General features: G+C 52.6%; 18 protein-coding genes, 1 tRNA gene and 1 rRNA gene. All 20 read left to right on the top strand.

All coding sequences use genetic code 11. The features are described 5' to 3' along the window. Positions 1 to 11 precede the first annotated feature (11 nt). The 20 genes from rrf to gcvH all read left to right on the top strand — a co-directional run bounded on the left by rrf (position 12) and on the right by gcvH (position 17,101). A 5S ribosomal RNA gene (gene rrf / locus QMF38_RS04450) occupies positions 12 to 128 on the top strand. Between the two features lie 11 nt (positions 129 to 139). Then, a tRNA-Leu gene (locus tag QMF38_RS04445) sits at positions 140 to 222 on the top strand. A 206-nt stretch (positions 223 to 428) separates the two neighbouring features. After that, entirely contained in the window at positions 429 to 1,409 is a 981-nt protein-coding gene (locus QMF38_RS04440; protein ID WP_281758811.1) for a substrate-binding domain-containing protein, read from the top strand. A 46-nt stretch (positions 1,410 to 1,455) separates the two neighbouring features. Beyond that, complete coding sequence (gene pepV / locus QMF38_RS04435; protein WP_281758810.1) at positions 1,456 to 2,835, top strand: dipeptidase PepV; 1,380 nt, start codon at positions 1,456 to 1,458, stop codon at positions 2,833 to 2,835. 57 nt (positions 2,836 to 2,892) lie between these two features. After that, on the top strand, positions 2,893 to 3,513 hold the full coding sequence (locus QMF38_RS04430) for an adaptor protein MecA (RefSeq protein WP_281758809.1): 621 nt from the start codon (positions 2,893 to 2,895) through the stop codon (positions 3,511 to 3,513). 120 nt (positions 3,514 to 3,633) lie between these two features. After that, a complete protein-coding gene (locus QMF38_RS04425; RefSeq protein WP_281758808.1) occupies positions 3,634 to 4,923 on the top strand; it encodes a Glu/Leu/Phe/Val family dehydrogenase in 1,290 nt (429 codons plus the stop codon). Between the two features lie 45 nt (positions 4,924 to 4,968). Next, positions 4,969 to 5,169, top strand: a complete 201-nt coding sequence (locus QMF38_RS04420) for a hypothetical protein (RefSeq protein ID WP_040289995.1) — start codon at positions 4,969 to 4,971, stop codon at positions 5,167 to 5,169. A gap of 113 nt (positions 5,170 to 5,282) precedes the next feature. After that, on the top strand, positions 5,283 to 6,080 hold the full coding sequence (gene sleB / locus QMF38_RS04415; RefSeq protein WP_281758807.1) for a spore cortex-lytic enzyme: 798 nt from the start codon (positions 5,283 to 5,285) through the stop codon (positions 6,078 to 6,080). 25 nt (positions 6,081 to 6,105) lie between these two features. Continuing rightward, the gene (locus QMF38_RS04410) at positions 6,106 to 7,386 is read left to right on the top strand and encodes a PepSY1/2 domain-containing protein (protein WP_281758806.1); all 1,281 of its coding nucleotides are present in this window, start codon (positions 6,106 to 6,108) and stop codon (positions 7,384 to 7,386) included. Between the two features lie 81 nt (positions 7,387 to 7,467). Then, on the top strand, positions 7,468 to 8,109 hold the full coding sequence (locus QMF38_RS04405; protein WP_281758805.1) for a flagellar brake protein: 642 nt from the start codon (positions 7,468 to 7,470) through the stop codon (positions 8,107 to 8,109). 52 nt (positions 8,110 to 8,161) lie between these two features. Then, entirely contained in the window at positions 8,162 to 8,641 is a 480-nt protein-coding gene (locus QMF38_RS04400) for a hypothetical protein (protein ID WP_083496239.1), read from the top strand. Positions 8,642 to 8,791: 150 nt separating this feature from the next. After that, a complete protein-coding gene (gene cmk, locus QMF38_RS04395; protein WP_058095560.1) occupies positions 8,792 to 9,469 on the top strand; it encodes a (d)CMP kinase in 678 nt (225 codons plus the stop codon). After that, positions 9,459 to 10,055: a lysophospholipid acyltransferase family protein gene (locus tag QMF38_RS04390; RefSeq protein ID WP_058095561.1), complete on the top strand. Its 597-nt coding sequence runs from the start codon at positions 9,459 to 9,461 to the stop codon at positions 10,053 to 10,055. Before cmk ends, QMF38_RS04390 begins: the two co-directional genes overlap by 11 nt. A 248-nt stretch (positions 10,056 to 10,303) precedes the next feature. Then, complete coding sequence (rpsA, locus tag QMF38_RS04385; protein ID WP_058095562.1) at positions 10,304 to 11,464, top strand: 30S ribosomal protein S1; 1,161 nt, start codon at positions 10,304 to 10,306, stop codon at positions 11,462 to 11,464. A gap of 113 nt (positions 11,465 to 11,577) precedes the next feature. Next, the gene (locus QMF38_RS04380; RefSeq protein WP_281758804.1) at positions 11,578 to 12,141 is read left to right on the top strand and encodes a hypothetical protein; all 564 of its coding nucleotides are present in this window, start codon (positions 11,578 to 11,580) and stop codon (positions 12,139 to 12,141) included. Positions 12,142 to 12,207: 66 nt separating this feature from the next. Next, complete coding sequence (locus QMF38_RS04375) at positions 12,208 to 13,581, top strand: radical SAM protein (RefSeq protein WP_040290016.1); 1,374 nt, start codon at positions 12,208 to 12,210, stop codon at positions 13,579 to 13,581. Positions 13,582 to 13,611: 30 nt separating this feature from the next. Further along, complete coding sequence (der, locus tag QMF38_RS04370; RefSeq protein WP_058095565.1) at positions 13,612 to 14,940, top strand: ribosome biogenesis GTPase Der; 1,329 nt, start codon at positions 13,612 to 13,614, stop codon at positions 14,938 to 14,940. 33 nt (positions 14,941 to 14,973) lie between these two features. Then, entirely contained in the window at positions 14,974 to 15,588 is a 615-nt protein-coding gene (plsY, locus tag QMF38_RS04365) for a glycerol-3-phosphate 1-O-acyltransferase PlsY (RefSeq protein ID WP_058095566.1), read from the top strand. Then, on the top strand, positions 15,585 to 16,625 hold the full coding sequence (locus QMF38_RS04360) for an NAD(P)H-dependent glycerol-3-phosphate dehydrogenase (protein ID WP_281758803.1): 1,041 nt from the start codon (positions 15,585 to 15,587) through the stop codon (positions 16,623 to 16,625). The genes plsY and QMF38_RS04360 overlap by 4 nt, the downstream gene beginning before the upstream one ends. A gap of 92 nt (positions 16,626 to 16,717) precedes the next feature. Beyond that, positions 16,718 to 17,101: a glycine cleavage system protein GcvH gene (gene gcvH / locus QMF38_RS04355; RefSeq protein WP_058095568.1), complete on the top strand. Its 384-nt coding sequence runs from the start codon at positions 16,718 to 16,720 to the stop codon at positions 17,099 to 17,101. Positions 17,102 to 17,189: the final 88 nt, after the last annotated feature.

The following is a 17,189-nucleotide window of genomic DNA, read 5'->3' as shown; positions in this document are numbered from 1 at the left end:
AAGCATGAAAGTCTGGTGACCATAGCGGAGGGGAAACACCCGTACCCATCCCGAACACGGACGTGAAGACCTCCAGCGCCGAGAATACTTGTCTCGAGAGGGACTGGGAAGGTAGGTCGTTGCCAGGCAAGAGATATTTGCGGGTGTGGCGGAATTGGCAGACGCACCAGATTTAGGTTCTGGCGGGAAACCGTGGGGGTTCGAGTCCCTTCACCCGCACCATACTATATTTAGTTAAAGGGCTTGGGTATGCCGAGCTCTTTTTTGTGTTCTCTGAATCTGTCTGGTATATAAGGAGTGTCTCCTCGAGTTAAGAAAGTGATGATTTGGTGAAGAATGAGGCTTTGCTGGCACGTTTTTGATTATAATAGGGATACACGTCCACGTTTGCTGTTTTGAGCGTCGTGGAGCTCAACGGAGGTGGCAGAGTGCCCGTAACAATATATGATGTAGCAAGAGAAGCGAAAGTGTCGATGGCGACCGTGTCGCGTGTGATTAACGGTACTGCCGTTGTCAAAGAGGACACAAAGAAGCGGGTCTTAGATGCCATTGCGCGACTGGGTTATCGTCCAAATGCTGTGGCTCGTGGATTGGCTAGCAAACGTACTCGGACAATTGGCGTCATTGTACCTGACGTTTCGGCAGCTTTCGTCGCAGAGATGGTGCGCGGGATTGAGGACATTGCAAACATGTACGATTATCACATCATCCTCGTGAACTCGGACGCACAGGTGGATCGCGAAGTCAGTTTAATTGGAACAATGTGGGAAAAACAAGTCGATGGTATTATCTATATGACCAATGTATTAAGTTCCCGTGAAATTGACGCGTTTGAAGAAGCTCAGATCCCAGTTGTTCTATGCGCAACAGAAGACCCGGAGCGCCGCATTCCATCTGTCAATATTGATAACTACAGGTCAGGCCGAGATGCTGTTCACTTTTTGCTCGAGAGGGGATGCAAAAAGATCGGGTTTATTACGACCGATGAAGGTGTTTCGGTCGTGGCGGATCGCCGCTTGCAGGGCGCAGAAAACCGTATGCGGGATCATGAGTTACACGTGATACGTACGGGAAAAGGTCGTTACGAGGTTGCATTGCCCGTAATTCGGGCGTATTTTGAAGCGCATGACTTGGACGGTGTCGTTGCCGCTTCGGATGAGTTGGGGCTGGCGACCATTCATGCTGTACAAGACATGGGGCGCCGTGTGCCGGACGATGTGAAGGTCATCGCTTTCGATAATACGAGGTTGGCAGTGATGGTTCGTCCAGAAATGACTGTGATTGCACAGCCGATGTACGATTTTGGGGCTGTATCGATGCGTCTCTTAACCAAACTGCTTCAGGACGAGCCCGTAGACAATTATACGGTAACCTTGTTACACAACATCGTGGAACGCGCTTCAACCTAAATAGGGTGTTGTGTGATCTGGTGAATTCAATTGAGGGAATGATCTTGTGATCGGCAACTTTGTAACACAGCACGAACCGGAGATCATTGCATCGTTTCAGCGGCTTTTGGCGATTGAGAGCGTCAAGTCGCATCCTGTCCCCGGAGGCCCATTTGGAGCGGGTCCTGCTGAGGCATTGTCCTACGTGTTGCAATTGGCTGAAAATCGGCATTTGGCCACAAAAAATGTAAATGGATACGCAGGACATGTCGAATATGGCACCGGGGATGAATACATAGCTGTTTTAGCGCATCTGGATGTGGTTCCTGCCGGCGAAGGCTGGACATATCCGCCTTTTGGCGGCGTCATTGACCAGGGGCGTATTTACGGGCGGGGAGCTATTGACGATAAAGGTCCGGCCATGAGTGCGCTTTGGGCATTATTCGCGCTCCAAGAAGCAGGATTCGTACCGAGGCGCAAAATACGTCTCATTTTCGGGCTCGATGAGGAGTCGGATTGGCAATGTGTCGAACATTATTTTCGGTATGAGCCAAAGCCGATTGGCGGTTTCACGCCAGACGCCCAGTTTCCTTTGATATATGCCGAAAAAGGTATGGCGACTTTGTGTATTGAAGTTCCGGCCGAAGCAGATTCATTGGCTGCCCAGATCCAGATGTTCTCCGGAGGGACGCGATATAACATGGTCCCTGAGGTGGCTCGTGCAACCGTTGATTGTCACTCGGAGACCGCAGCGCGTGAACTCTTGATCAAGTTCCGCAAGGTAGCTAAGGACTTACAGGTCTCGTTGCACTCGGAAGTACGCAGCTGTTTCGTCGACTTGACTGTCGAGGGAAGGTCTGCTCACGCCTCCAGACCCGAAACTGGGATTAATGCAATCGTTCAACTTGCTCAACTATTGGGAACGGCGACCGTTTCTAACTGCTCGATGTGGAGAAGTATTGGATCGTGGGATTACTTCGGAAGGGCCTTAGGAATCGATCACGACGATGGCGAAACAGGTCCTCTAACCATAAACGTCGGTACTGGTGAATTACGAGATGGAGTGTATCGATTTCATCTCAACATTCGTTATCCTGCCGATCAATCGATTCATGAACTACTGAAGTCGATGTCCAATTATTTGCCTGACCGGTGGCGGATAACGTTAGTCGAACACATGGATCCTCTGCGGGTCGATCCAAATTCCACACTCGTACAGACACTCATGGGTGTATACAAGCAGTTTTTTAAAGAGGACATTCCGCCCCTGACGACAGGAGGTGTGACCTACGCGCGCGCTATTCCAAATGCGGTGGCTTTTGGTGCGCGGTTTCCGGAAAAACCAAGCTTGGCACACCAGGCTGACGAGTATTGGGAAATTGACGACTTTTTAAGAACGATTGAAATCTATGCAGAAGCCATGACACGGCTCGCAAATGCGTTATAATATACAGTACACGTCGTTACCCCAACACCACCATCGCAACAAAGGAGGGAACGCCGAATGAGAGTGGAACGGATTGCCCGAGATAAAGTACGAATCTTCATCAGTTACGATGACCTTGAAGAGCGAGGTATTGATCGCGACGAGATCTGGCACAACGGGAAAAAAGTCCAGGATCTGTTTTGGGATATGATGGAGACGGCATATATGGAAGTCGGTTTTGAAATTGCCGGCCCCATTTCCGTTGAGGCGTTCACGATGCCAACTGAAGGCGTGGTGGTCATTGTCACTCGTATCCCGAGCATTCCGGGGGCGACTTCGGATGAAAGCGATATTGAAGACGACGATGAAAATGCGACGACTTTATTTAGCCGCGAGCCTGGGTTTCAATCCCGAGCGGATTCATATATGGTCTTTTCGTTCAACGATTTTGATGATCTCGTTTCCGTGTGTCATACTTTACTACCTTACCAGATCAATACATCGTTGTTTTACTATAAAGACCGCTATGAGCTTTTAATTGCTGATGCATTGGATTCGGAGCGCTGGCAGTTGATTGCTTCCATCTTGTCCGAGTATGGAAGTGTAAGCAGCTCAACGGAAGCCGTGTTGAAGGAATATGGCAAGACCGTGATCGCGGAAAATGCCATTGAAGCAATCGTTCAACGTTTTCCACTCTAAATGACGTGAAAGAGTAACTAGACCATTGTCTAGTTACTCTGTTTTTGTGTTCTTTTATGATCGTGGGTACGGGTGTATACTAGGGCTGTCCTAACGTATTGATTTTCGCAAAGGTGGTTAGTGTTTGTGACACAGTCAGAATCCGCTTCGTTTGAGGACAAGCGCACCGACGGTACATATATACTTGAGGATACACAGAGTATCATCGAGCAGGCTCTTCAGGTTCTGGGCTACGGCCGTGAGGTGTATGATCTACTCAAATTACCGCTCCGGGTTTTGACGGTGCGGTTCCCGGTTAAGATGGACGATGGGACCGTGAAGGTCTTTACTGGGTATCGAGCTCAACACAACGATTCGGTTGGGCCTACGAAGGGCGGCATTCGACTGCACCCAGATCTCTCTCAGGCGGAAATTGAAGCTTCGGCGATATGGATGTCCATCCGCTGTGGCATTGCAGATTTACCTTTTGGCGGTGGTAAAGGTGGCATTGTATGCGATCCGCGTGACATGTCGTTCGCTGAGATCGAGCGTGTCAGCCGGGCATATGTCCGAGCTATCAGCCAAATCGTCGGTCCAGCAAAGGACATCCCGGCTCCCGATGTGTTTAGCAACTCTCAGAATATAGCTTGGATGTTTGACGAATATTCTCACTTGCGGGAGTCTGACAGCCCTGGATTTATTACGGGAAAGCCAGTTATATTAGGCGGCACACGTGGGCGCGATGGCGCTGCGGCTCGAGGAGTCGCCATCACCATTGAAGAATCAGCTAAACATCGCGATATACGGTTAGAAGGAGCTCGCGTCATTGTCCAAGGATTCGGCGGCATCGGCAGCTACATTGCTAAGTATTTGCACGATCGCGGTGCGAAAGTCGTTGGCGTTGCGGACGCATATGGTGCGCTGTACCGCGAAGAAGGGCTCGACGTCGATGAACTGTTGGAACGTAGAGATTCCTTTGGCACGGTAACACGGTTGTATCGAAATATATTGTCGAACAAAGAACTCTTGGAAATGCCTTGTGACATCTTAATTCCAGCGGCTACAGGGAGCCAAATCACAGAAGAGAACGCCAGCCGCATTCAGGCTTCGATTATTGTTGAAGCGACCAACGCTCCGACCACTCATGATGCACTCGACATCCTAACTGAGCGCGAAATCCTGGTTGTTCCGGATGTTGTATCGTTTTCGGGGGATGTTATTGTGTCGTACTTCGAGTGGGTACAGAATAGCCAAGGATATTACTGGGAGGAGCCCGAGGTACATTCGAGGCTCGATTCGCGCGTGCGAACAAGTTTTCACCGCGTATATCAAACCGCGGTTAAATATCAAGTCAATATGCGACTGGCTGCTTACATTGTTGGGGTGCAACGTCTGGCAGAGGCCAGCCGCTGGCGTGGTTGGATTTCCTAACCACCACCAGATAGATAGACTGTTGTTTGTCGAGGAGGAACGACGATGGGATCTGAAACGTTTATGGCGGTTCCGGAGCCTGTGGCGCCGGCCATTCATCGAATAAAGGTACACATTCGTTGCCGCGTGTGCGGTGAGACCTTTATTTTGCGCGGAGTGCGCGATGGAAAAGGTCATATTGAGACGGGGTTCAAACGTTGCCTTTGCGATAACGATCGCGATTTTGATATCGAACCATTGGCATAAGAAAGTGTTATTTTCGTTGTGTATGCCCGGGCTGGAAGCCCGGGCATATTTTTTTTCGCGCGATGGGACACTAGACGTGCATTTGGATTCTCGACAGGAAAGGGGAACGTCTGGTGCGAAGCGGATTTCGCTCTGTCAACTTGGGTAAATGGATTGCCTTTACGGTCCTGACGTGTGCCTTGACCATAACATCCCTGCCTTCGCAGGTTAAGGCGTTCACTGCTCGCAATTTGATTTATGGCAGCGAGGGTTACGACGTCAATGAGTTACAAGGGCGGCTGCATTTGCTCGGGTACTACTGGGGAAAGAACGACGGCATTTTCGGGTGGAAAACATACTGGGCAGTTCGTACGTTTCAGTACAATTTTGGGTTGCCTGTCACAGGAGATGTAGATATGGCAACCAAGCAGGCGCTGGTCAAAGCTACGCCAAATTGGAATTATCACATGGACTCCAATGGTGGAACCAACTCGGGGAGCAACGCGGGTGGGGCAAGCGGGCTATCTCCCGCAACTGTAGTGGCCGGTGATGGGTTTTCTCACGGTTCGGCTGGTTTAAGTGCAAGCGATTTAAACCTTATGGCCCATGTCGTTTATGGTGAGGCCAGGGGTGAGCCGTTTGAAGGTCAAGTTGCTATTGCAGCCGTGATTTTAAACCGTCTGCACGATCCGAAGTTTCCCAAAACCATTCCCGCCATTGTCTATGCACCTGGGGCTTTTGATTGTGTAAATGACGGTCAAATCAACCTTCAGCCAAATGCAGAAGCTCGACGGGCTGTGGCAGATGCTGTCGCAGGATGGGATCCCACACATGGGGCGTTGTTTTATTTTAATCCAGCAAAAACAAACAACGCATGGATGTGGGCGCGCCCTGAAATTATGACAATTGGACACCATATATTCACGGACTGAAATCGGGCTGATTGGGGGAATCGATGTGAGACGGGCCATTTGGTGGATGACCACCGCTTTGGCGGTTGTCGCGGTGGGAGGTTCTGCTTACGCATGGGGACGTCAGCAACAGTTGAACGGACAGGCGATGGCGGCGATGGTCAATGCTCAATATGATGGAGCACTGCATAATGCATTAGCCGACATGGAATCGTTGCGGGGTGCCTTGGCAAGTGCCATGTTGGTTGCCGATCCGGTATCGTTTGACCGTCATTTAAGCGATGTGGCGAAATTCGCGTACGCTGGGGAAAACGATTTAAGTCGCTTACCCAGCAATATTTCTGCGGATCACAATATGAACGAATTCTTACACACGGTCGATAGCCAAGTCGAGCATTGGATGATTTCGAATCAAAATCCGGGTGCAGCATCTGTTCAACAGGCCTTGACGTCATACTATAATCGTGCCGGGAACGTCATCAGTGGACTGGAGCGGATCGTCAACGCGCCCCGTACAACAGCGCCGTTTTGGACGGATGGTCGTCAATTGGCCCCGGCGGCCCGTGACGGTTTGGCACGCCTTGAACAATCCCTCGGTACTATGGTGTCCGATGCATCCACCCATTCCTCCGCGGTGAGCGGAAAATCAAAAGTTGCTTCGCCAATCTTGGTGCAATCGACAGACGCGATCAAACGAGTTGGGGCTGCCGCGGGTGTGGACAAGACGACGGAATGGAAAGCACAACTGCACACAGTTGGTGAAAATGCGCCCTATTATGTGGTTTCTGGTGACACCAAACGCGGCTCCGTGCGTGCTGAAGTATCAGCGACGACCGGGAAATTAATCAGTTATCATCTCACGCGACCGATAGGGGTGGCGAAGTACGACTTTGCCCAGGCTGCAACTGACGCACAGGCATGGCTTGCGCACCAGGGATACCATCAGGTCGTCCGTGCGGACGCAGGTAACACAGACGGCATTGCACGGTTCGCCTACCAACCGGTGATCAGTGGTTTACCCGTGCTTGATTCATCGTTTAATGTCGTCGTGGCCCTCGACAACGGACAAGTCATAGGCTTTTACGAACAAGGTAAGCTACCTCCAACAAGTTTGCCAAAAGTGACTAAAGCATTGCCGGCAAACGCCCTGCGTGCCAAATTAGGGCCTAAGTTTCACACGCAATCGGAACGAAAAGTGATTGTCGAGAATCCAAATGGAAATTGGGTTCAGGCGATGGCCTATGAAGGCGTCTTGGGAGATGAGCCATATCGGGTTATTATCGATCTGCAAACTGGGCATGAACTCAGAGTGGATCGATTGGGTTAAACAGTTTTGCGAACCAGAAACATCCCCGCAAAGTTACTTCTGCTGTGTATAATAGGGCAGAGATAATAGAGGGGGATTTGCATGGCGATCTCACCAAGTATAGGCGGCGGCGTTCGTATTCGTACCAACAGTCAGGATTCCAAATACTATAAATCACGTGTTGCTGATGTCGACGAGCAGTGCTTGTATGTCGATGTACCGGTCGACCCAATTACAGGCAAGGAATTCGAGGTCCACGTCGATGAATCAGTGGTTGTGGAATATACGGTATCGGAGACCGAGGTCTACCGATATACCGCACACATACAGGGGTTATCGTACATCCCGACACCAGCCATCCGCTTGGATCACCCGGCTCACGCAACTGATCTCGAACGCATCCAAAGGCGTGAATTCTTTCGTATTTCGCTTGACGTTCCCGTTACGGTTGCGTGCGAGCGGCTGGGCAAGGAAGTGACTTTGCAATCCATCGATATCAGCGGCGGTGGCATTGCTGTCATGGCGAAGTCTGTCATTGACTTAAGGGTCAACGACACAGTGAAAATTTCTGTGGTTCTTCCATATATCCACTACAACTTGCGCACAACTTGTCAAGTTGTCCGCATCCAAACAGAGACAAATGGCATGATGACTTTGTCCATGCGGTTCATTGATATTTCGGAACGAGAGCGCGATCAAGTCATACGATATACCTTTATGCGCCAGCGCGCATTGCGCCGCTGAACACGTGCATACGCTGCACGAATGTGCATAGGTTAGCCATGGAGGGATGTCCATGGCGAATAAACGGTCTGATCGACCTTTTATGCAGTGGTTTGACGACTTATTGATACCTGTAACAATGGGTGTCTTGTCTGTGCTTGTCCTTGTGCAGGTCGTAGGCATGGCGCCATCTATGCGCAAGGCAATGGATCGCATGGAAGGTCGCTTTGTCAGCGCGACGGTCGCGGAACCAGCTTCGGTGCGATCTGCTTCCGGCTCCATCGTGTTGACAGCCAGTTCTGTCGCAGATGCTTCGCATGTCGTTGTCTTTCGCAATGGGGTTTCTCTCGGTACATTCACTACCAACCAGATGGATATCTTGGTGCATGAAGGCGACCACATCACGTTTCGCGATGAGACCCCCAATGGTCCTCAAGTGTTCATTTATGTGACGGATCAAGCGCCTAATCTGCTTTTGCCAGCGACTGGTGAAACTGTCGAATTAGGAAGTGGAACAGCAACGGCAGATCTTGATCAGGTCTCGTTCATGTGATGGAGAAGTCTGTTTCGTTGAATGGGAAACGGTTCGTATGATACCATCAAGCCAACAGATGTCCTGCATAGAAGGGCACGATTGCCCCGTTGCGCTATGCGCCCTGCGAACGTGGGACAAACTGCGATGAACAGAAGGGAGGGCGGCTCTATGGTTCCCGTCAGCATCGCGATCGACGGACCAGCTGGAGCAGGCAAAAGCACGGTTGCCAAGCTCGTTGCTAAACGGCTGAATCTGATGTACGTCGATACGGGTGCCATGTATCGCGCTGTCGCGTACCTTTGCGTCAAAGACGGCGTGGATGGCCGGGTTGAGCGAGCCGTTCGCGAACTTCTCGATGCGCACAAAATCACCTTCGAACAGGGGGCAGACAACGGTTTGCGCGTGTTTGTCGACGGTGTCGAGGTGACCGCGAGGTTGCGGGATCCCGAAGTGAGCGCATTGGTTTCCACCGTGGCGACTCACCCGGCTGTGCGTAGCCAATTGACGGACTGGCAACGCGATTTTGCGGCACGCCATTCAGTAGTGATGGACGGGCGCGACATTGGCACGGTTGTCTTGCCAAACGCGACGGTCAAGGTGTTTCTGACGGCGGCGCCGGAGGAACGCGCACGCCGCAGGCAACAAGAGTATCATCAGATGGGCTATGAGGTTGCGTTTGACGAAATTGTCAGAAGCGTGATCGAGCGGGATAAAAAAGACTCTGAACGCGCGCTTGCGCCGTTGCGGGAAGCGGAGGATGCCGTGCGCATTGACTCGACCGACAAGCCGATCGAGTATGTGGTGGACGAGATTGTCCAGCTGGTGGAGAATGCACATGTCCGGTAACGCGACAGACTTGCCGCGGACATTTTTGTATCGACTGGCACGCACCGTCGTGACTGCATTCTTTCGACTCTGCTACAGGATTCGGGTAGAGGGGCTGGAACATGTGCCTCGATCCGGTGGGATCATTATCGCCAGTAACCATCTGAGCAACTTGGATCCGCCATTGTTAGGTGTCATGGTTCCGCGATACATACGGTTCATGGGCAAGGCTGAACTCTTTCAAATTGCGATGCTAAGAGCGCTGTTTTCGGCTCTGGGTGGCTTTCCTATTCAACGCGGACGCATCGACAAACAGGGAATCCGCAAAGCCATTTCCATTGTCGAAGAGGGTGGCTGTCTTGTGATGTTTCCAGAGGGGCACCGCTCGAAAACCGGCCAACTCGGGCCTTTAATGCCGGGGGTTGCAAGTATTGCCAGAAAGTCCAACGCTACCGTCGTTCCGACGGGAATTGTGGGTCCGTACCGATTGTTTGGCCGGGTGACGATCCGCTTTGGAGAACCATTCGTGGCTGGCGAGTTCTCGTCGGATGATCTTTTGTCCCACCTATCCTCGGAACTCGAGAGATTGCTTGCAGTCAAGCATTAGAGTCAGCCTGGGCACGAGTTTGGATGGATGGTTTTCCAAGTCGCGCATGTCTATGTTAAAGTAATGTTGTTGGTTCGTGGTGTAGGTGGTCGCGAAAATGACGGTTTGCGGTTTGTTCATTTTGGTATTCTAAGGGTACATTGAATGGACGGGCCGGCAGGTCCGCCGCCATGGCAGAACTTGAATGAACGCCGACCCTGTCGCGCGTTGCCACTATACAACTGACCATGGAACAGGAGGCCAATCAAATGTCAGAGGATTTGCGTGAAATGTTAACCGACGCTGCGGTGCGCGAGGGAGATGTGGTGACCGGAGAGGTAACCGCCGTCGATGAAAATGGGGTAACGGTTGCATTGTCGCATGGCTTTGAAGGTCATATTGCCCCTCAAGAGCTGTCTGCTGTGCCCGGTACGAATCCGACTGAGGTGACCTCAGTAGGTAGTCAAATTACGGCTGTCGTTGTCAAGGTCGACATGGAGTCAGGTCATGTGACGTTGTCCAAGCGTCGCGCTGAACAAGCATCTGCATGGAATCGCATGCAGGAGTTGCTGGCAAGCGGCGAACCGATTGAAGTGGAAATTCGGGACGTCGTCAAAGGCGGATTGGTTGCAGACGTTGGCGTCCGCGCATTTATTCCGGCTTCATTGGTTGATCGGCGATTTGTCGAAAATCTCGACGAGTTCAAGGGCAAAACGCTTCGTGCCAAGGTTGTTGAGGTCGATCCCGAAAAGAACAAATTGATTCTGTCTCGCCGTGCGTTGCTCGAAGAAGAGACCGAAGCCAAGGCAAAGGCCTTGATGGAAGAGTTGAAGCCGGGCGACGTGATCGAAGGCACGGTGCAACGATTGACCGATTTCGGCGCTTTTGTTGATATTGGTGGCGCAGATGGACTCGTTCATATTTCTGAACTGTCGTTTTCCCATGTGAATCATCCGTCGGAAGTGGTTCACGAGGGAGATCGCGTGAAAGTACGCGTTTTACGCGTCGACCCGGAAGCCGGTCGCATTTCGTTGTCCATCAAGGCTGCGTTGCCTGAGCCTTGGGAAGAGCATGCGAACGATTACCAACCAGGCGATGTCGTACAAGGTGTGGTCAAACGCGTAGTCGACTTCGGCGCGTTTGTGGAATTGCAACCCGGTCTGGAAGGCCTTGTCCACGTCTCGCAAATCTCGAACGAGCACGTCGCTCATGCGTCTGATGTGCTGCAGCCTGGTCAGGAAGTTACCGTTCGCGTCCTGAGCGTCGACCCAGAGCGTCGCCGTATTTCACTTTCCATGCGCGAGCCAGGGCCAAGCCGGAGCGAAAATACAGGGTCGAATCGCCGTCGCGAGCGTCGTCCAGTGGAGCGCCAAGACGACTCAGGCACGGGTGCCACACTCGGTGACTTGTTCGGCGACTTGTTCAAGTGATTTGAAGAACTATATCCAGCCGTCCCACCAAGTGGGGCGGTTTTTTTATGAAGAATAGGGTAATGCGGGAAAGAAGCATACTGAGGATGAGAACGTTGAAGGGAGTTTCCTGTGTGACCACCCCGTTGTCCGTGTACTATCTTGCGCCTCTCATCACCGCCTTGGGCTTGTGGCCACCGATAGAGCCTGGTACAACGCGTGTGCTATACCGCATAGCCGCCATCGCTACACTGGCGGAAGCCACCATTTTCCGAGGGTGTATTCCCCAATTTGCCGTGTATTCACTCGTGCTGATCACGGCCATCCTTCGTGGTATTCAAGAAATGTGTATTCGTCGACATATCTCTTGGTACAGCCTCGTCCTAGGCGTCATTACCGCTACCTTAGCTTGGGAATGGCCACGATTCGCACCATTCGCGAGGCCTTTCGGTCTGTCCGCCAACTGGTTTGCGGCCATCTGCACGACTATCCTAATCGGGCTTCTGGCGGACGGCGGAGAGGTGATGCGGACGTGGTTTATTTCTTTTATTGCCATAAATCTGCTGTGCTTGATTTTTGGACAGGGGGCTGACCTGCTTTTTACCTTTTGGGCTATCGAAGCAGGCGTTCAGGGATCGCTATTGATCCGTAGACAAATACTTGTTACTCGGGGACAAAAGTTCGATGACGGCGGATGAATTGACGCTTTCGTGACCATATTGCATAATGAACTATCGTATGTAAACGAGCTTAGGAGGGGAATCATGCCAATCATTAAAGAAGTCAAACCTGGATCGTTGGCAGAGGAACTCGAGCTCGAACCTGGAGACGAAATTTTGCGGATCAATGATACGCAAATTACGGATATTGTGGATCTTCAATTCGCGCTCGCGGACGAACTTATCGAGATCGAAGTACGCCGCAAAAACGGTGAGCTTTGGGAGCTTGAAGTCGAGAAAGATTACGATGAAGGGCTTGGCGTCGAGTGGGAACACCCTACGGTCGACCGCGTTCATCTCTGCCACAATAAATGTGTATTCTGTTTTGTCGATCAAATCCCTGGTCAGATGCGAAAAACGTTGAACGTGCGGGATGACGACTATCGTTTGTCGTTTTTGCATGGAAACTTTGTTACGCTCACGAACCTCAAAGAAGGTGAGTTAGAGCGAATTGTTCGGTTGAAGATGTCGCCTTTGAACATTTCGGTTCACACGACGAATCCTCAATTGCGCGTGCGCATGTTGGCCAACAAGAAATCTGGCGAGATCATGAACCAAATTCGCTATCTAGCCGAGCATGGCATCGAAATGAATACACAGATAGTGCTCTGTCCGGAGTGGAATGACGGGGAGGAATTAGATCGAACGATTCGCGACCTTTACCCGTTTTACCCAGCGGTGAGGACTCTTTCCGTGGTTCCGGTCGGGCTCACGAAGCACCGCCGAGGATTGCATAAGTTGCGTGGATGCACACCGGAGGAAGCGGCTCGGGTTGTCGAACAGGTTGCGCGTTGGCACGAATTTCTGCGGCCGCGACTGGGAACGTCTTTTGTTCAAGCGGCAGACGAGTTTTACGTGATGGCCAACCTCGAGGTTCCGCCGAGCGAATACTACGATGACTTCTCGCAAATCGAGAATGGCGTCGGCGTCATACGAACGTTTTTGGACGAAGTGGCGGAGGCGAAAGTGCGTTTACCGCATAGGACCATCAATGGTCAACGTCGGAAGGTCGGTATCATTACAAGTGTCTCGGCAGAACGTACGATCCGCTCGTCGTTGCGATACCTGGATGACATTCGCGACTTGTATTACGAGGTGTTTCCTGTCGTTAACCACTTTTATGGAAACAACGTCTCGGTGGCAGGGCTGCTGACTGGTACGGACATCACACAGCAACTAGCGGGGAAGGTGGCACATCTCGATACGCTCCTGTTGCCGGACATTATGTTGAAGGACGACGAAGATATTTGCCTCGATGATTACCGCGTGCAAGATATCGAACGCATGCTCAACGTCAAGATCACCGTCGTTCCTGCCACCGGTATGGGGCTTTTGTACGGCGCGCTCGGTTACACGCAGGCCTTGCCGCCGCGCCGTCGCTACGAGGCCACTCTGCGCAGTGCCGTGGGTCTTGACTGAGAACATTTGTCTGTCGAAAGGGTTGTATCCATGCCACTACCTGTCGTTGCAATTGTCGGAAGAGCAAATGTCGGGAAATCGACGTTGTTTAATCGGCTCATCGGGGAGCGACTCTCCATAGTCGAAGACGTACCGGGCGTCACACGTGATCGTATTTACGCAAAGGCGGAGTGGAACGGCGTTTCGTTTCACTTAATCGACACGGGCGGCATCGAGATGGACGAGGAAGATGAAATGGGCAACCTCATTCGCATTCAGGCCCAGCTTGCGATCGACGAAGCGGATGCCATCATCTTTCTCGTCGATGGCCGTACTGGCCTGTCGGTGCAGGATGAGTACGTTGCAGAATTTTTGCGTCGATCGAAAAAACCGGTGGTTCTCGGTGTGAACAAGCTCGATCACGTCAGTCACCACGCTGCGAGCTATGAGTTCTACCAACTCGGTTTTGGCGAACCCATCCCGCTGTCCGCCGAACACGGTACGGGGACCGGTGATTTGTTGGACGCTGTGGTTGATGTGTTGCCGAAAGCGGAAGACGAGCCAGTTGACGAAGAGGCCATTCGTGTCGCATTTATCGGCCGCCCGAACGTCGGCAAATCTAGCCTCGTCAACCGCCTGCTCGGAGAAGAGCGGGTGATGGTCAGTGACATCGCCGGCACGACCCGCGATGCCATCGACACGCCTCTTGTGCACGACGGTCAAAAGTTCGTGTTGGTCGATACGGCTGGTGTTCGACGAAGAGGAAAAGTGTACGAAAACATCGAAAAGTATAGCGTGCTCAGAGCCTTACGGGCTATCGAGCGCACCGATGTCGCGTTTATCGTTCTCGATGCTGAGCGCGGGATCGCCGAGCAAGATAAGCGGGTGGCAGGATACGCACTCGACGCCGGTTGTGCGATTGCGTTTTTGGTCAATAAGTGGGACGCCATCGAAAAGGACGACAAGACGGCACATCGCTTCGAGGAGGAGATCCGCAGTCACTTTCCGTTTATGCGCTGGGCTCCAGTGCTGTTTGTATCGGCGTTGACGGGACAGCGGGTGACGAGGGCGCTGGATCTCGCCCGTGACATCGCAGAACAGCATGCGATGCGGGTGCAGACGTCGGCTCTTAACCGGGTACTTGCCGACGCTCAAATCTCGGTATCTCCTCCGTCGAGCAAGGGGCGGAAATTAAAGTTGTATTACGCGACGCAGGCATCGGTTCGCCCGCCCACCTTTATCATCTTCGTCAATGATCAGGAACTGTCGCACTTCTCATATGAGCGCTATTTGGAGAATCAACTTCGGGAAGCGTTTGGCTTTCAGGGCACGCCAATTCGCATCCGAATGCGTACGCGCGGGCAGGACGCGGATGATTGACGGCGGCCATTTCAACTCAGGGAGAGAATCGGCATGTCGTTCTGGATGGGTTGTTTAAGCGCGGTCATCGCCTATATCATTGGCTCTATCTCGACGAGCACCTTGGTGGTTAGGCTGGTGTCTGGGCGAGATATCCGCGAAGAGGGCAGTGGCAATGCTGGCGCCACCAACACTATGCGAGCCATTGGGACGAAGTGGGGCGTGGTTGTGCTGTTGGCAGACGCGTTGAAGGGCATGATCGCCCTTTGGATAGCGTTGGCGTTGACCAGGGGCTCCGTCGTCGCAGCGGCTGTATCGGCCATCGCGGTGGTTGTCGGGCACAATTGGCCGATTTTTTTCGGTTTTCGCGGTGGTAAGGGGATTGCGACGACGATTGGCGTTTTGCTGTGGCTGGCGCCTATTCCGACCGTGATCGCCGGTGTGCTTTGTCTCATTGCCATTGCATTAACGAGGTACGTTTCGCTCGGATCGCTCATCCTGACGGTGCTTGTGCCAATCATTGTCGCCGTTTGGTTTATGCACACGGCCGTTCTTGTCGCGAGTATCGTTCTGGCGTTGTTGTCGATCTATCGGCATCGTTCCAACATCGCGCGGCTGGTTCGTGGTCAGGAGCGCAGAATTTTCGATAAGTCGGGCGAAAGCCTATGACAAAGGTAACGGTGTTAGGGGCAGGCAGTTGGGGTAGCGCACTGGCGGCAGTACTTGCAAACAACGGTTATGAGACTGTGGTATGGGCACGAAGTGAGCAACTTGCAGAGGATATCAATCTACGCCATGTCAATGAGCGCTACCTGCCGGGCGTGACTCTGCCAGAAGGGATCCGGGCAGTGACCCGTGTCGAGGAGGCTCTAGCTGGGGCGAGGCTCGTCGTCTTGGCACTTCCATCGTCGGCGCTGGCGGACAGTGTGGAATGCTTGCGCTTTGTCGCTGATGGCGCCGTTGTGGCTCATGCCGTAAAGGGCTTTATCCGGCCGCAAAACGTACGCATTACATCATACATACAAGAGCGCGTACCGGCTGTACGCGATCGGCTTGCCGTGATTTCAGGACCATCTCATGCCGAGGAAGTTGTGCGTCTGCTGCCGACGACGGTCGTTGTGGCTAGCGAGAGTCGGATGGTTGCCGAATTCGTTCAAGATGCTTTCATGAACGATCGGTTTCGCGTGTATACGCAGGCTGACGTCGTCGGGGTCGAGTTGGGCGGTGCTCTCAAAAATATCATTGCGCTTGGCGTGGGGTTGGTCGATGGGCTTGCCCTTGGCGACAACACGAAGGCCGCGCTCATGACGCGGGGACTCGCGGAGATGACCCGTTTGGGAGTGGCGTTGGGTGCATCCCCGCTCACGTTTTCCGGATTGGCTGGTGTGGGCGACCTGATTGTCACGTGTACAAGTGAACATAGTCGCAACCACCGAGCTGGATGTCTGCTGGCGCAGGGATTGTCGTTGGACGCCACGTTGAAGCGCATTGGCATGGCGGTGGAAGGTGTCGGTACGACCTTTGCAGCATCGGAACTCGCGCGCTCGCACGGGATTGAAATGCCGATCACGCGCGCGATCGAAAAAGTTCTGCTTGGGGAATTGTCGCCGGCTGATGGCGTCGGGTTGCTCATGCGGCGCGGCAAGAATCACGAGATGGAGGATGTCGGCGCACAGCCACTTACGGCCTTATGGACGCGTCCATAGTCGTTGCAAATGCTTGCACGGTGGCCTTGTCCTACCACTTTTGCTACACTACAATCGCGATCACAACTCGCTTGTGAACAGGAGGTACCCTGATGAGTCATGTGCCCGAGCAGTTAAAGTACTCCCGCGAGCACGAATGGGTTCGCGCCGAGGGCAATCGCGCCTATATTGGAATTACGCATTTCGCGCAAGACGAATTGGGCGATATTGTGTACGTCGAATTGCCGGAAGTTGGCGCGACGGTCACAGCTGGCGAAACGTTTGGTACGGTCGAGTCGGTCAAGACGGTTTCGGATCTCTACGCGCCCGTGAGTGGCCAAGTTATCGAGGTGAACAAGGCGCTTGCAGATGCGCCGGAAAAGGTCAATGAATCGCCGTACGATGAGGCTTGGATGATTGTCGTCGAAATGAGCGACGCAGGCGAGTTGGATGCACTACTTTCCGCAGATGCGTACGCGAAACATATTCAATCCTGAAGTATAGCGGCATATGAGCCGCGGTGAGGAGATCCCATCCTCGCCGCGGCTCTTTGTTTTTCCGGGCGTTGGCGTTCTACTTTGTCTC

The organism is Alicyclobacillus hesperidum subsp. aegles (assembly GCF_027923525.1).
GTDB lineage: Bacteria > Bacillota > Bacilli > Alicyclobacillales > Alicyclobacillaceae > Alicyclobacillus > Alicyclobacillus aegles.
The sequence above is the reverse complement of the archived record's forward strand: the minus strand, read 5'-3'. Positions and strand labels throughout refer to the sequence as shown.

What these genes read in the sequence shown, in the direction of transcription:
- der (WP_058095565.1), top strand. Translation starts at nt 13,612, where the DNA reads ATGCCACTACCTGTCGTTGCAATTGTCGGAAGAGCAAATGTCGGGAAA.
- cmk (WP_058095560.1), top strand. Translation starts at nt 8,792, where the DNA reads ATGGTTCCCGTCAGCATCGCGATCGACGGACCAGCTGGAGCAGGCAAA.
- QMF38_RS04375 (WP_040290016.1), top strand. Translation starts at nt 12,208, where the DNA reads ATGCCAATCATTAAAGAAGTCAAACCTGGATCGTTGGCAGAGGAACTC.
- QMF38_RS04390 (WP_058095561.1), top strand. Translation starts at nt 9,459, where the DNA reads ATGTCCGGTAACGCGACAGACTTGCCGCGGACATTTTTGTATCGACTG.
- gcvH (WP_058095568.1), top strand. Translation starts at nt 16,718, where the DNA reads ATGAGTCATGTGCCCGAGCAGTTAAAGTACTCCCGCGAGCACGAATGG.
- QMF38_RS04405 (WP_281758805.1), top strand. Translation starts at nt 7,468, where the DNA reads ATGGCGATCTCACCAAGTATAGGCGGCGGCGTTCGTATTCGTACCAAC.
- QMF38_RS04420 (WP_040289995.1), top strand. Translation starts at nt 4,969, where the DNA reads ATGGGATCTGAAACGTTTATGGCGGTTCCGGAGCCTGTGGCGCCGGCC.
- QMF38_RS04400 (WP_083496239.1), top strand. Translation starts at nt 8,162, where the DNA reads ATGGCGAATAAACGGTCTGATCGACCTTTTATGCAGTGGTTTGACGAC.
- QMF38_RS04360 (WP_281758803.1), top strand. Translation starts at nt 15,585, where the DNA reads ATGACAAAGGTAACGGTGTTAGGGGCAGGCAGTTGGGGTAGCGCACTG.
- plsY (WP_058095566.1), top strand. Translation starts at nt 14,974, where the DNA reads ATGTCGTTCTGGATGGGTTGTTTAAGCGCGGTCATCGCCTATATCATT.
- rpsA (WP_058095562.1), top strand. Translation starts at nt 10,304, where the DNA reads ATGTCAGAGGATTTGCGTGAAATGTTAACCGACGCTGCGGTGCGCGAG.
- QMF38_RS04430 (WP_281758809.1), top strand. Translation starts at nt 2,893, where the DNA reads ATGAGAGTGGAACGGATTGCCCGAGATAAAGTACGAATCTTCATCAGT.